Annotated in this window: 13 protein-coding genes; 10 read left to right on the forward strand and 3 right to left on the reverse strand. The window is 34.9% G+C overall.

Annotation, left to right across the window (positions count from 1 at the left end; all coding sequences use genetic code 11):
- Nucleotides 1-24: 24 nt before the first annotated feature.
- Nucleotides 25-2,160 carry a methionine--tRNA ligase gene (gene metG / locus ACWA1F_RS14320; protein WP_456894467.1) on the reverse strand — a complete coding sequence of 712 codons (2,136 nt, stop codon included), beginning with the start codon at nt 2,158-2,160 and terminating at the stop codon, nt 25-27.
- A 530-nt stretch (nt 2,161-2,690) separates the two neighbouring features.
- Between metG and ACWA1F_RS14325 the strand changes: the two genes are divergently transcribed.
- From ACWA1F_RS14325 to ACWA1F_RS14340, 4 genes are all read left to right on the forward strand, one after another.
- Nucleotides 2,691-4,193 carry a family 43 glycosylhydrolase gene (locus tag ACWA1F_RS14325; protein ID WP_456894469.1) on the forward strand — a complete coding sequence of 501 codons (1,503 nt, stop codon included), beginning with the start codon at nt 2,691-2,693 and terminating at the stop codon, nt 4,191-4,193.
- A 389-nt stretch (nt 4,194-4,582) separates the two neighbouring features.
- Nucleotides 4,583-4,759, forward strand: coding sequence for a hypothetical protein (locus ACWA1F_RS14330; RefSeq protein ID WP_306153759.1), 177 nt, complete (start codon nt 4,583-4,585; stop codon nt 4,757-4,759).
- 352 nt (nt 4,760-5,111) lie between these two features.
- Complete coding sequence (locus tag ACWA1F_RS14335; RefSeq protein ID WP_306153757.1) at nt 5,112-5,339, forward strand: CDGSH iron-sulfur domain-containing protein; 228 nt, start codon at nt 5,112-5,114, stop codon at nt 5,337-5,339.
- 140 nt (nt 5,340-5,479) lie between these two features.
- Nucleotides 5,480-6,046, forward strand: coding sequence for a hypothetical protein (locus tag ACWA1F_RS14340; RefSeq protein ID WP_456894472.1), 567 nt, complete (start codon nt 5,480-5,482; stop codon nt 6,044-6,046).
- 3 nt (nt 6,047-6,049) lie between these two features.
- Here ACWA1F_RS14340 and ACWA1F_RS14345 read toward each other — a convergent pair whose 3' ends face one another.
- Together ACWA1F_RS14345 and ACWA1F_RS14350 are read right to left on the reverse strand one after the other, a co-directional pair.
- Nucleotides 6,050-6,952: a PhzF family phenazine biosynthesis protein gene (locus ACWA1F_RS14345; RefSeq protein WP_306153751.1), complete on the reverse strand. Its 903-nt coding sequence runs from the start codon at nt 6,950-6,952 to the stop codon at nt 6,050-6,052.
- Between the two features lie 253 nt (nt 6,953-7,205).
- Nucleotides 7,206-7,655 carry a protease complex subunit PrcB family protein gene (locus tag ACWA1F_RS14350; protein WP_456894474.1) on the reverse strand — a complete coding sequence of 150 codons (450 nt, stop codon included), beginning with the start codon at nt 7,653-7,655 and terminating at the stop codon, nt 7,206-7,208.
- A 240-nt stretch (nt 7,656-7,895) separates the two neighbouring features.
- Between ACWA1F_RS14350 and ACWA1F_RS14355 the strand changes: the two genes are divergently transcribed.
- The 6 genes from ACWA1F_RS14355 (at nt 7,896) to ACWA1F_RS14380 (ending at nt 14,066) form a co-directional block, all read left to right on the forward strand.
- Nucleotides 7,896-8,435, forward strand: a complete 540-nt coding sequence (locus ACWA1F_RS14355; protein ID WP_456894476.1) for a DMP19 family protein — start codon at nt 7,896-7,898, stop codon at nt 8,433-8,435.
- A 76-nt stretch (nt 8,436-8,511) separates the two neighbouring features.
- Entirely contained in the window at nt 8,512-9,435 is a 924-nt protein-coding gene (locus ACWA1F_RS14360; RefSeq protein ID WP_456894478.1) for a PA3715 family protein, read from the forward strand.
- Nucleotides 9,436-9,593: 158 nt separating this feature from the next.
- Nucleotides 9,594-10,865 (forward strand): serine--tRNA ligase, encoded by a 1,272-nt coding sequence (gene serS, locus ACWA1F_RS14365; RefSeq protein ID WP_306153743.1) that lies wholly within the window; start codon nt 9,594-9,596, stop codon nt 10,863-10,865.
- Between the two features lie 100 nt (nt 10,866-10,965).
- The gene (gene lgt / locus ACWA1F_RS14370; protein ID WP_456894480.1) at nt 10,966-11,793 is read left to right on the forward strand and encodes a prolipoprotein diacylglyceryl transferase; all 828 of its coding nucleotides are present in this window, start codon (nt 10,966-10,968) and stop codon (nt 11,791-11,793) included.
- 54 nt (nt 11,794-11,847) lie between these two features.
- Nucleotides 11,848-13,629, forward strand: coding sequence for a tetratricopeptide repeat protein (locus ACWA1F_RS14375; RefSeq protein ID WP_456894482.1), 1,782 nt, complete (start codon nt 11,848-11,850; stop codon nt 13,627-13,629).
- A gap of 125 nt (nt 13,630-13,754) precedes the next feature.
- A complete protein-coding gene (locus ACWA1F_RS14380) occupies nt 13,755-14,066 on the forward strand; it encodes a DUF4286 family protein (protein ID WP_095952990.1) in 312 nt (103 codons plus the stop codon).
- Nucleotides 14,067-14,193 lie beyond the last annotated feature (127 nt).

The raw sequence follows: 14,193 nt of genomic DNA on the forward strand, positions 1-14,193 counted from the left end.
CGATATGTTTAATTTCTAAGAATCTTAGTTTACTGTCGCACCATTCGGCGCATCAGCATCTGGATTTACAAAAACCAGTTTTCCTTCTGCGTTTGTTGTCATCAATATCATTCCTTGACTTTCAACTCCGCGTAAAGCTCTTGGCGCTAAATTGGCTAATACAGAAACTCGTTTTCCGATAATTTCTTCTGGAGAAAAACTCTCAGCAATTCCTGAAACAATTGTACGAACATCAATTCCAGTATCCACTTTAAGAACTAAAAGTTTGTTTGCTTTTGGCATTTTTTCAGCTTCTAGAATAGTTCCGATACGAATATCCATTTTCGCGAAATCCTCAAACTGAATTAAGTCTTTTTGCGGTTCTGCTTGTTTGCTTTCAGCCAAATTAGCTGTTTTTGTTGCTTCCAATTTATCTATTTGTTTTTGTATTTCTTCGTCTTCAATTTTAGCGAAAAGCAATTCTGCTTCTCCAATTTTATGTCCAGCTAGCAATAAATCTGATTGCTCAGAAATATCATTCCAACCTAATACTTTATCCAAAACAACATCTGTAGCGCCAGGATGATTTTCTTTCAAAAATTTACTGAATCCTTTAAAATGCTCTTTTAGATCCTTTAGGTTTAAGATTTTTGACAATTTAGCCGCTGTAAACGGTAAAAATGGCTCAGCTAAAACACTCAACGCAGCAGCAATTTGCAACGCCACATACATTTGAGTTTTTACACGCTCTGGATTGTCTTTCATTACTTTCCAAGGCTCTTCGTCTGCCAAGTATTTATTTCCTAAACGAGCAACATTCATTAATTCGCCCAAAGCTTCACGGAATCTGTAACGCTCCACCGAACTTGAAATCACAGCTGGATACGCTTTTAATTCTGCTAAAGTCTGTTCGTCAACTTCTGTAAATTCGTTTGGCGTCGGGATAATTCCGTCATAATATTTGTTGGTTAAAACCACAACACGGTTTATGAAGTTTCCGAAAACGGCAACCAATTCGTTGTTATTTCTAGCTTGGAAATCTTTCCAAGTAAAATCGTTATCTTTTGTCTCAGGCGCGTTTGATGTTAAGGCATAACGTAAAACATCTTGCTTGTCTGGGAATTCTTCTAAATATTCGTGCAACCAAACCGCCCAGTTTTTAGAAGTTGAAAGTTTATTTCCTTCTAAGTTCAAAAACTCATTTGCCGGAACGTTATCTGGTAAAATGTAGCTTCCTTCCGATTTTAACATCGCAGGGAAAATGATACAATGGAAAACAATATTGTCTTTTCCGATAAAGTGAACCAATTTCGTTTCTTCATCTTTCCAATACGGTTCCCAGTCTTTTCCTTCGCGCGCGGCCCATTCTTTTGTAGAAGAAATGTATCCAATAGGCGCATCAAACCAAACGTATAATTTTTTGCCTTCCGCACCTTCAACAGGAACATCAATTCCCCAATCAAGGTCACGAGTTACGGCACGAGGTTCTAAACCAGCGTCGATCCAAGATTTTACTTGCCCGTAAACATTCGTTTTCCAGTCGTTTTTATGTCCGACTAAAATCCACTCGGTTAAAAAATCAGTATATCTGTCTAAAGGTAAAAACCAGTGTTTTGTTTCTTTAAGAATTGGAGTTTCTCCAGTAATTGTCGATTTTGGGTTGATCAAATCGGTTGCGTTCAAAGTAGATCCGCAACTTTCGCACTGATCTCCGTAGGCACCGTCATTACCACATTTCGGACAAGTTCCCACAACAAAACGGTCTGCTAAAAACTGATTTGCTTTTGCGTCATACAATTGTTCGGTAACTTCTTCTATAAAATCTCCTTTATCATATAATGTTCTAAAGAATTCAGAAGCCGTTTCATGATGAATTTTAGCCGAAGTTCTTGAATAATTGTTGAATGAAATTCCGAAATCAGCAAACGATTTACGGATGATTCCGTCATATTTATCAATAACTTCTTGCGGAGTAACACCTTCTTTTTTGGCTTTCATAGAAATTGCAACGCCGTGTTCATCGCTTCCGCAGATAAATGCTACATCTTTTCCTTGCAATCTTAAATATCTAGAATATATATCTGCAGGCACGTAAACTCCAGCCAAATGTCCAATATGGATAGGTCCATTGGTGTAAGGCAAGGCAGCCGTGATCGTATATCTTTTTGGATTCTGTGTCATTATATGAATTTTATGAAGTGCAAAAATAAGCAATAGAATTGAGATTTTAATATTGCACAGAGATTCGCTGAGATTTTCACAGAGATTCACGAAAATTTTTTGAGTTTTGCCACGAAGGCACTAAGACACAAAGTTCTATTTGCCACAGATTAAAAAGATTAAAAAATGATTTTTTTACGAAGTGTTTTAAAATGAATCAACATTGTCAGGCTGAGCGGAGTCGAAGCCCCGCACAGTGATTCAGCAAACGTGGCTTCTCCCGAATTCTCGGGACGCTTAGCCTAACAAAACATAAGGAAAAACTTCGTGCCTTTACGACTTTCCGAGATTTAAAAACTTCGTGCCTTAGAGCCTTTGTGGCAAAAACATAACAAAAAAACTTTGCGACTTCGCGTCTTTGCGAGATTATTTCAGCGATCTTAATAAATAAACTTTGCGCATCTCTGAGAAATTCTTCGTGCATCTTTGTGAAACAACCATCTTATAGTCTTTTTGACTATATTTGAAAAAAATATCAAAACCAATATTAAATGAACAAAATATACCTCTCCGTTTTAGTTCTATTACTAACACTTTCAGTCAATTCTCAATCGCAACCCGAGAAGATTTTAAAAGAAAATAAATTCAATAATCCCATTTTTGCAGGCGATTATCCCGATCCGAGTTTACTGCGCGATGGAAAAGATTATTACGTTGTACATTCTTCTTTTGATTATTATCCTGGACTTTTAATTTGGCATTCGACCGATTTAATGAATTGGGAACCTGTTACGAATGCGCTTCACAAATATGTTGGAGCCGTTTGGGCGCCAGACTTAATCAAGTACAACAATAAATACTACATCTATTTTCCGGCAAACAACACCAATTTTGTCGTAACGGCAGATTCTATAAACGGTCCGTGGAGTGAACCTGTAGATTTGAAAATCGGAAATATTGATCCTGGGCATATTGCTGATGATAAAGGGAATCGATTTTTGTATTTCAGTAACGGAGGTTATGTCGCACTTTCAAGAGACGGACTTTCGGTAACGAGCGAATTAAAGCATGTTTACGATGGCTGGAAAATTCCGCGTGAATGGAGCATTGAATGTTTTTGTATGGAAGGGCCAAAATTATTCAAAAGAGGAGAATATTATTATTTAACCGTTGCCGAAGGTGGAACTGCGGGACCAGCGACAAGTCACATGGTGATTTCGGCGAGATCAAAATCGCCTCTTGGACCTTGGGAAAATTCGCCTTATAATCCAGTTGTACGAACGAATAGCAGTTCTGAAACTTGGTGGTCAAAAGGGCACAGCACTGTTTTTGAAGATGCAAACGGAAAATGGTGGATGATTTTTCACGGTTATGAAAACGGATATTACAACTTAGGGCGCCAAACTTTATTGCAGCCTGTAGAATGGACAAAAGACGGCTGGTACAAAACTCCAAATGGAATTGAAACCGATAAACCCATTGGAAAACCAGAAGGAAAATCGCTTCCTGAATTTTCTTTGAGCGATAATTTTGAAGGTTCGGCTCTAAAACCGCAATGGAAATTTTATAACGGAGTAGAAAGTTCAAGATTTAAAGTTGCCAATAATTCTTTAACAATTGAAGGAAAAGGCGATGGTGTTGGAAACAGTTCTCCGCTTGTTGTCGTTCCGGGAGGTCATTCTTATTCTGCTGAGGTTGAAATGGAAATAGAAGGCGATGCTGTAGGAGGATTGGTTTTGTTTTATGACAAACAATATTATTCAGGAATTTTGGCCGATCAAAACAATATTTTAGCCAATTTGAGAGGATGGCAATTTCCAACAGAAAAAGATACGCATAAACGAAAAGTCTTTCTTAAACTTAAAAACATTAAAAACACTGTAGATATGTTTTATAGTCTTGATGGAAAAGACTGGAAAAAGATTGAAAATTCGGTAGAAGTTTCAGGTTACAATCATAATGTTTTAAGCGGTTTTCTTGGTTTGAGAATTGGACTTTGCTCGATCGGAAAAGGAAGCGTGAAGTTTAAGAATTTTGTTTATAAAGCGCTATAAGGTTTTGCCACGAAGGCGCTAAGACACGAAGTTTTTTAATCTCGCAAAGGCGCGAAGGCGCAGAGTTTTTGTTGTTTTGTCAGGCTGAGCGGAGTCGAAGCCACGTTTGCTGAATCACTTTGCTGGGCTTCGACTCCCCTCAGTCTTACAATCTTTGTGAATTATGTACATTGCGCGTTAAAATAAACTTCGTGTCTTAGCGTCTTCGCGGCAAAATTTGCTTAGAAAAATCATTTTTAATCTTTTCAATCTGTGGCAAACAAAACTTTGCGACTCTGTGCCTTTGCGAGATTATTTTAATTGTAATGTAGAAAAAGACTTAGAGCCTTTGAGTCTTCGTGGCAAAAACATTATAACACCTATCTTTGCACTATTCAAAATTAATAGTCATGGCAAAAGGACCTCAAAAAGATTCAAAAAATAAGGCTTTGCATACCAAATTGCTAAAACGGAAAAAAGCTAAAGTTCAAGAAGAGAAAAAAGAAAGAGCCTTACGATTGAAAGAGATTATCACAAAAATGAATCAGCAAAAAAAGGATGATGAGTCTGATACACAAAGCGTATAGACAAAATTTTTTTGCCTTCGTGACAAAATCGTGGAATCATTATGCGGGCTTCGACTCCGCTCAGCCAGACAAAACACAAAACAACTTTGCGCCTTCGCGACTTTGCGAGATTAAAAAACTTCGTGCCTTCGTGGCAAAATAGTAGAATCACTGTGTGGGGCTTCGACTCCGCTCAGCCTGACAAAACAAAAAAAACTTTGCGACTCTGCGCCTTTGCGAGATTAAGAAAACTTCGTGCCTTAGCGTCTTCGTGGCAAAAAAATACAACTAAAATAGAACCAGTTTAAACTACGTTCACCGCTTATAAATGCCAATATATTTCGCAACCTTTGCAGCCGAAAAAAACAAATTTATGAGCAAGACGAAATTAATCATCAATAAAAACGGATCTATCAAAATTGAAGGAGATTTTGAAATCATGGATCCAGAAGGAGCACTTTACGGTTTACAAGGAAGATCTGCATTGGGACTTTGCCGTTGCGGACATTCTGCTAACAAACCATTTTGCGATGGAGCACACAGAAATAACTTCGAACACGATTCAAAAGCGTTTGATTTACCGCCAATGAAAACGAATTAAGATTTTGTTTTCAATTAAAATATAAAAGCTGCATTTCAAATGTGGCTTTTTTTTGTTTCTTACTTTAAGAAAAAATAGAATGTAAGTGTTTGTTATCGAATTAATTAATTTAATTTTAAGTCGATAAAAGCAACTTATTTATGGAAGAATTAACCCACGTCAAATCGATTATCGGAATTATTCTAGGCTTAAGTTTAACACATCTTATAAAAGGATCGGTTATTTTTATTCAGCATCCCGGGCGGAAAAAGATCTATTTTGTTCATTCGCTGTGGGTATTTTATGTTTTCTTATTAATTATCCATTTCTGGTGGTGGGAGTTTAACTTGAAATTAATTCAAGAATGGTATTTTGCCGATTATTTTTTTATCATCTGTTATATTCTCATTTTCTATTTGCTGTGTGCGATTCTTTATCCAGATGATTTACGTGATTATAATGGTTACGAAGACTATTTTTATTCCAGAAAAAACTGGTTCTTCGCAATTTTGGCGATAAGTTTTGCTGCCGATTTGATTGATACGGCAATAAAGGGGGGTAATTATTTTTTATACAATCAAGAAGAATATTATGTACGCATCATCAGTCACATTGTTTTGTGTCTGATTGCTATAAAAATTCACAATAAAGTTTTTCATACCGTTTTGGTAACACTCTTTATCGTTTACGAACTCTCGTATATTTTGAGATTGTTTAATGTGGAATAAAAACTAGATATATAATTCCCCTTTCATTGTAATAATAGAAGAACCTCCAACCAAAATATCTTCTTCGCGATTCATCACTTCAATAATGGAAGCCTGTTTTAATTTCACACCTTGAAGAATTTTATACTCTTTGTCTGATTTAGTAAATTTCTTCTGCGTTAAAAAACCAATTAAAGGTCCAGCGGCAGTTCCTGTTGCAGGGTCTTCATTTATTCCGATTATTGGGTTGAAAAATCTCGTTTCAACGATATGATCCTGATCTTCATCTGCTGGAGCGAAACAATAAAAACCTTCGGAATTGTATTCTTTTGAGATTTGAATCAAAAGCTGGTTGTCTGGAACAAAGCTATTTAAAATTTGGCTGTTTTTGATCGGAACCATTGTGTGCGCAACTTCTGTTTTAACTATTGTTGGCACAAAAGAATTGACGTCTAAATCTTCAATCTTTAAGCCAAGAGCAACCGCAATTTTGTATGTTGGGATTTCTTGTTTAATGACCGCCGATTTTTGATGCATTTGAACAACGGGATACAAAGTAATGGGATCTAAACTTGTTGTTACAGGAATTGCCGAATGATTCATAATTACAAAAGGTTCACTTTCATTTTGTTCATCAAATATGGGAATTCCTTTTAGGAGAGCACCGCAGACCGCGCCTAATAGATTATGTCCTGCGCCATCAATTTCGATTCCAGTTGGAGTAAACGAACGAACTACAAGTGCTTTTTCTCTTGTGGAATAATAGACAAAAGAGGTTTCAGAATAGCCAAACTCTTTCGAAATGTCCTGATAGGTTTCTAGTTTTAAATTACCATCTGTAAAAACAACCGAAAGCGGATTTCCTCTATAACTTTCGTTTGAGAATACATCTAAAACATAATATTCTAATGCTTTTCTTCCATCCATATTTTTCTATTTTGCTGCTAAATCCATTTTGGATGGAATAAAATTACGGTTTATTCTTGTAATTGGTGACAGCTTTTATTTTTCGGGGGTTATTTTAATATTACTTTTTGATTAAAGATTTGTTTTCGAATCAAATGGAACTTGAAGAAAAAGAAATGTTATTGCTGACTATTAAAAAATAATTGCCTCCAGCTGAAAAAACTGGAGGCAATTAAAAATATTTTAAAAGTGGTAGGTTTTTATTTTGATCAGGCTATTGTTCAAAAATGACCTTTTTATCTGTCCTGTCTGTTTTAATAATATCGTAAGGTCTTGATAATTTTAAAGTGCTATTGCCATTTTTTAGTTTTTCGACTTTTACAATTATGGTATTTCGATTTTCTGAAATTTCGACAATATCTATCGAATGGCCACTTGTACTTTGAGTTTTGTCTATAACGGCAATAACTTGATATCGGCTAAAATCAATATTAATTTCTTTAAAATCTTTAGATAAATCAGTAGAAACATTCATTTCTGTAATTAAATTATCCCAAGCTTTCTGATCTTTAATGATTAAATGTCTTGGTGCAAGACTTTCATCATTAGGAAAAGAATCTCCCTTTGCAATTAACGAATATTGCACATCAGAATTTGGCAAATCATCGTTTTCACAACTTGTTAAAGCTAGCAGAATGCTAAATATTAGGACAATCCGTTTCATGGTTTTGGTTTTGGTTGCGAAAACTTCATATTAAGTTTTCTATATAATAGATGCATTTCTCTCCAAATAGTTGCGTTAAAAGCATTCAGTTTTAGCTGCATCTTTATATTAGATAAAGATAACGCTAATTTTGATTAAAGATTGTGATAAACGGCGGAAATCTGTCAAAAACTTTAATTTCTTCTAAATCGTATTATTATTTACCCCAACTTTGCAAAACAATCTTTAAATAAAACTCAAATGGAATTCGGTAAAATCATCATTTCAGAAACGGCGGCAAAGAGCGAAAATCCTCAAGACATTGTAAATTCGAATATTTCGGTAATCAATTTAATGCGCGAAGAAAAAATAGACGACGACTTGATTCACGAAGATGCTTTGATGAGTTATTATTTGGATTTTTATGCTTCTAAATATGCAGAAGGAAATTTTTCGAAGTTTGTACATGATTCGGGATGGAATAAAGAATTGAATGAATTAATCGAAGAAGGATTAGCTTTAATCGGAGCAGAAAAACATTTAGAATTGTTTAAAGAACAATGCCGTAAACTTCGTTTGCAGAGCAATATCAAATTAGGGAAATTTCTAAAAGAAAAATTCGATACTCCTAATGCTTTCAAAGATTTGCTAAATAACAATGCGTACTTTGAGTTAGACGAAAATCTAGCTGAATTGAATGCTTCTTTTCTAAAATCTCACCCTGACACAGAAGTGCTTTCGGTTGAAGAAATGTTTAAAACACTGGAAGAGTTTGTAGGTCACGAAATTAAGAGAGATTAGTTTTTATTTTTTTGCTTTTGGTTTGTAAGAAAATTATATATTTGAGACGCCCTAAATTTCTAACAAACCAAAGCCTATGAAAAAAACAATTCTTTTAAGCGGTGTTTTGATGTTGTTGTTTTCCTGCGAGAAAAATGAAAAAGTTCAAAATGAAGCAGAAGCTCAGTATCAAGAACTTCTTTCGCAAACTCAAGCCGATATTGGTTTTAATAAAAAACCACTAAAGAAACTCATTTTTAAAAATCTCGATGAAATTGAAGATTCAAAAGAAATGAATTTGCAGCTGCTCTCCAAAGTGGCAACAAACCTCAAAATCAAATATTCAGATATTAAAATTAAAGAATCAAGTTCGATCAATTATGACGATCAAACTACTTTTTTTGTGCTCACAACCGTTGCGCACGATAAAAAAGCTTTTAGAACAAACGATGACGATGAAGAACTTGGAGATTATTTTCAGCGAAAGTATCTATTTGTAAATCGGGAAGACGGAAGCATAATTGCTGAAGAATTTGATGAGAATCTGGGTTATTACGATAATGAAGCCATTCAGTTTTCGAAATCGCATATTTTAAAAGATTTGTTTTTTCTAAATGAAAAAACACCAGCCATTGCTTTTTATACAGAGGCCCGCGCAAGTAGCCGAATTGTGTTGTATTCGGAACAAAAATTTACGCTGATTACTTTAGGTGATAAAGAAATTAGAAAAGTTTTATACGAATATCCAGTTCAATTAACTAACGGCGATTCTAACGGAACCGGAACTTTTCAAATCGAAACTTTAGAAACCGGAATGAGTTTTTCTGACCATAAAACCAATGGATATTTTGATCTGATTATTACCAAAAAGTTTTCTTACGAAGAAGCGGTCGAAGATGATTTAGAAAATGGAATTGAAGAAAAAAGCGACCTGAAAACAAAAAAAGAAATCGAAAAGATAAAGTTTAACGGAAGAGATTATGCTTTTCATAGAGATGACAGACATCGTTTTTTAGAATAAAACGTCCAAAAATTAAAAATATAGCAAGAGCACTTTTAAGGTGCTTTTGCTGTTTATAGGAGATTTCGGTTTTCCTGAAAAAGTTTGTCCTTTTGTTAACAAACATTTCCTTAAATTTGCTTCCGTTATAAAAACACAATAGTTATAAAAAACAAGCTATGTTACAAATCGCATTTATTAGAGAAAATCAAGAGAAGGTAATCAAAGCTTTAGCAAAACGAAATATCGATGCTAAAAGCGTTGTTGAAGAAGTGGTTCAATTGGACGAAAATCGTCGTGCTGCACAAGTAGAATTAGACAATACTTTATCAGAATCTAATAAATTGTCCAAAGATATTGGTGAATTGATGAAAGCTGGTGAGAAAGCTAAAGCAGCAATCTTAAAAGAAAAAACAGTTTCACTAAAAGAAAAAAGTAAAGAACTGAGCGAAAAAGCAGAAGCTTTGGCTGTTGAGTTAACCAATAAATTATATACGTTACCAAACCTTCCGGCAGATATTGTTCCTGAAGGAAAAACACCAGATGATAACTTGAATGTTTTCCAAGAAGGAGATATTCCAGTTTTGCACGAAGGCGCACAGCCTCACTGGGAATTGGTGAAGAAATACGATATTATCGATTTTGAATTGGGAGTAAAAATTACTGGAGCAGGATTTCCTGTTTACAAAGGAAAAGGAGCTCGTTTACAGCGTGCTTTAATCAATTACTTTTTAGACAAAAATACGGCTGCAGGTTATAATGAAGTTCAGGTTCCTCATTTGGTAAACGAAGCTTCAGGTTACGGAACAGGACAATTGCCAGACAAAGAAGGGCAGATGTACCACGCAGGAGTTGACGATTTATATTTGATTCCAACGGCTGAGGTTCCAGTAACGAATTTATTCCGCGATGTTATTTTAAGCGAAAGCGAATTGCCAGTTTTACATACGGCTTATACGCCATGTTTCCGTCGCGAAGCAGGTTCTTACGGAGCACACGTACGCGGATTAAACCGTTTGCATCAATTCGATAAAGTAGAAATCGTTCGTATCGAGCACCCTGACAATTCTTATGCTGCATTGGACGGAATGGTAGAACATGTAAAAAATATTCTTCAGGAATTGAAATTGCCTTATAGAATTTTACGTCTTTGCGGTGGCGATATGGGATTCACATCTGCTTTGACTTACGATTTTGAAGTGTTTTCTACAGCACAAGACCGCTGGTTAGAAATCAGTTCTGTTTCTAACTTTGAAACTTTCCAGGCAAACCGCTTGAAATTGCGTTTTAAAGATAAAGACGGAAAAAATCAATTAGCGCATACGCTTAACGGAAGTTCATTAGCACTTCCTCGTGTATTGGCGGGAATTATCGAAAACTACCAAACTCCAGAAGGAATTGTAATTCCAGAGGTTTTACGTCCTTACTGCGGATTTGATATTATAAACTAATTTCTGTTTTTAAGATATTTATAAACCTGACAGGTTTTTATCCCGAAACTTCGGGACTGTCAGGTTTTCTTAATTTTTAGAAATTAAAAAACTTAGACTAATGAAAAACGGTATCTTAAACTGGAACGTTGATCCCGTTATATTTTGGATCACAGATACTTTTCCTCTTAAATATTACGGAGCTCTTTTTGCCTGCGGACTTCTTCTCGGGTTTTATATCGTCAGAAACATTTATAAAAAAGAAAATCTTTCGTTAGACAATCTTGATTCTTTATTGATTTATGTCATTGTCGGAACTGTTTTAGGAGCAAGGTTAGGACATTGTTTCTTCTACGAACCGGAATATTTTTTCAAACATCCGATAGAAATTCTTTTACCAATTCAAAAAATAAAAGGAGCTTACCAATTTGTGGGTTATCAAGGTTTGGCAAGTCACGGAGGTTCTATTGGAGTTATTACGGCAATGATTTTATACTGCCGAAAATACAAGGTGCAATTTTTAGGGCTTTTAGATAAAATGGCTGTTGCAGTACCTGTAACGGGCGCTTTTATTAGAATGGGGAATTTTATGAATTCTGAAATTTATGGAAAGCCAACTAATGGAAATTGGGGAGTTGTTTTTCAAAGAGACGATTTGATTCCGAGACATCCAACGCAATTATACGAAGCATTTGCTTATGTGTTGATTTTTGTAATTCTGTTTTATATGTACAAATCAGAAAAAATAAGAAATGCACAGGGATTAATCTTCGGAACTTTCTTAACTTTATTATTTACAGCCCGTTTTATAATAGAATTTTTCAAAGAAAATCAAGAAGCCTTCGAGAATGATATGCTGATTAATATGGGACAGATTTTAAGTATTCCGTTTATTTTAATTGGTTTGGGATTGATTTTTTGGAAATCTAAAAAGCAATTGGCAATTTAGTATAGCCTCAATCACAGTTTTCATTGCTTTAATCGTAAATTAAAAAACTGCAATATGAAAAACATATTGATTTGTATCGTTTTGTTATGTTCTGGTTTTGCATTCGGTCAAAACGAGCAGTTGGCGCAATATTATTACGACAAAGGCGATTTCGAAAAAGCAAAAATCAGTTATGAAGAGCTTTTAAGAGCCGCACCATCCAACACTCAGTATTTTTTAAGAACAGTCGATTGTTACCAGCAATTGCAGCAATTTGCAAATGCCGAGAAAGCAATTCAAGATCGTTACAACCGTTATAAACAAGGCGTTTTTCTAGTTGAATTGGGATATAATTTTCAATTGCAGAAAAATGATTCGAAAGCCAAAAATTACTACGAACAGGCTATCGAAAAAATAAAGGTAAATCCGAATGATGTTTACGGAATTGCAAGTTCGTTTGAGAAAAAAGTATTGCTCGAATATGCTTTAAAAGCCTATCAGACGGCAATGCAAGTTCAGCCGAACTTTAATTTCAATTTCCAAATCGGAATGCTGTATGGCCAGTTAGGCAAAACCGACCTGATGATCGATTTATTATTGACAGAATCTTTCACAAATCCGCAGAACACCAATTTGATTCAGACACAGCTGTCTCGATTTATGAATGGCGAAACCGACAATACGGCTTTTAAAGATGCGATGCGTAAAGCCTTAATCTTAAAAACCCAAAAAGATCAAGATGTTTTTTGGAATCATTATCTGAGCTGGTTTTATGTGCAGCAGAAAGAATTCGGAAAAGCGTTTATTCAGGAAAAAGCCATTTACAAACGCGAGCCAGAATCGTTGATGAGTATTGTCAATTTGAGTCAATTTGCAATGAATGAAGGAGATGACGACACAGCAGAAGAAATTCTGAACTTCATTCTTCAAAACACCAAAGATTTAGATTTATTGATTCAGTCGAATGCGTATTTAATGCAGATTAAAATCGATAAAGCACAAGAAAAAGATTATCCAGCCATTAGCCAGGAATTACAGCAATTGCTAGCAACTTACGAAATCAGTCCGTTTACTTTATCTTTGCAAATCATTCAAGCCCATTTTCTGGCTTTCAATTTGAAAAAAACGGAAGAAGGAAAAGCGGTAATCAAAAAGGCTTTAGAATTAAATCTAAACGAATACCAAAAAGCCGATGCCAAAATGGAATTGGCCGATATTCTGCTTTTGGAAGAAAAATACAATCAGGCGCTTATTTACTATTCGCAAATTCAATTGGATTTGAAAAATGATGTAATGGCGCACGAAGCAAGTTTGAAAGCGGCAAAAACAAGTTATTACAAAGGCGATTTTGAATGGGCCAACAAACAGTTTAAAGAATTAAAAGCCGCAAACACACAATTAATTGCCAACGACGCTCTGGAATATTTTTTATTGATTAATGACAATACCGCTGCAGATTCGACTCAGGTGGCGCTGAAAGCATTTGCAAAAGGCGATTTTTTAATTTATCAGAATAAAAAACAAGAAGCAATAACGCAATTTCAGAATATTTTAAAGACTTATAAAGGTCAGGAAATAGAAGCGGTAACTTTATTGCGTTTGGGTAAAGTTTATGAAAGCCAGAAAGATTTTGCTTCGGCTTTAAGCCAATATCAGCAAATCATTGATCACCACAGCGACGGAATTTATGTAGACGAAGCGCTGTTCTTTTCAGCCGAAATCTACAACGACGAATTAAAAGATGTAGAAAAGGCCAAACCGTTATACGAAAAAGTAATTTTCAATCATCAGGATAGTATTTACTTTGTTGATGCGAGAAAGAAATATAGAGAATTAAGAGGGGATAAGAATTTATAAATTCCAATTTTTTTAAATCCCAAATTCCAAAATAAAAGAATTTAGTAATAGGAGATTGTATTTTAAGTTTCAGAGGAAAAAACTCAGAACCTTAGAAGCTTAGTAGCTCAGAACCTTAGAAAAAAATGATTATATACAACGTTACCACCAATATACACGAAAGCGTTCATGACCAATGGTTAAAATGGATGCAGGAAAAACATATACCAGAAATTCTGGCAACTCAGAAATTTTCTTCAGCGCGAATTGTAAAAGTTTTGGTTGAAGAAGAAATGGGCGGAATTACTTATTCGGTACAATATGTTACAGACAGCAAAGAAACTTTAGATAAGTTTTATATCGAAGATGAACCAGAATTTCACAGAGAAGCTTTAGGTTTATTTGCAGACAAAATGCTTTCTTTTAGAACAGAATTAGAGGTTATTTCGGAGCATTGATTTTTTTAGTGTTCAGTTAAAATTCGAAACAAAGAAAATTTCTTGATTTTAATTGATAGAAAAAAATAAAAACTTTGCGCCTTTGAGTCTTCGTGGCAAAAAAATTCGTCTTTAAGCCTTTATAATA

The organism is Flavobacterium erigeronis (assembly GCF_054075165.1).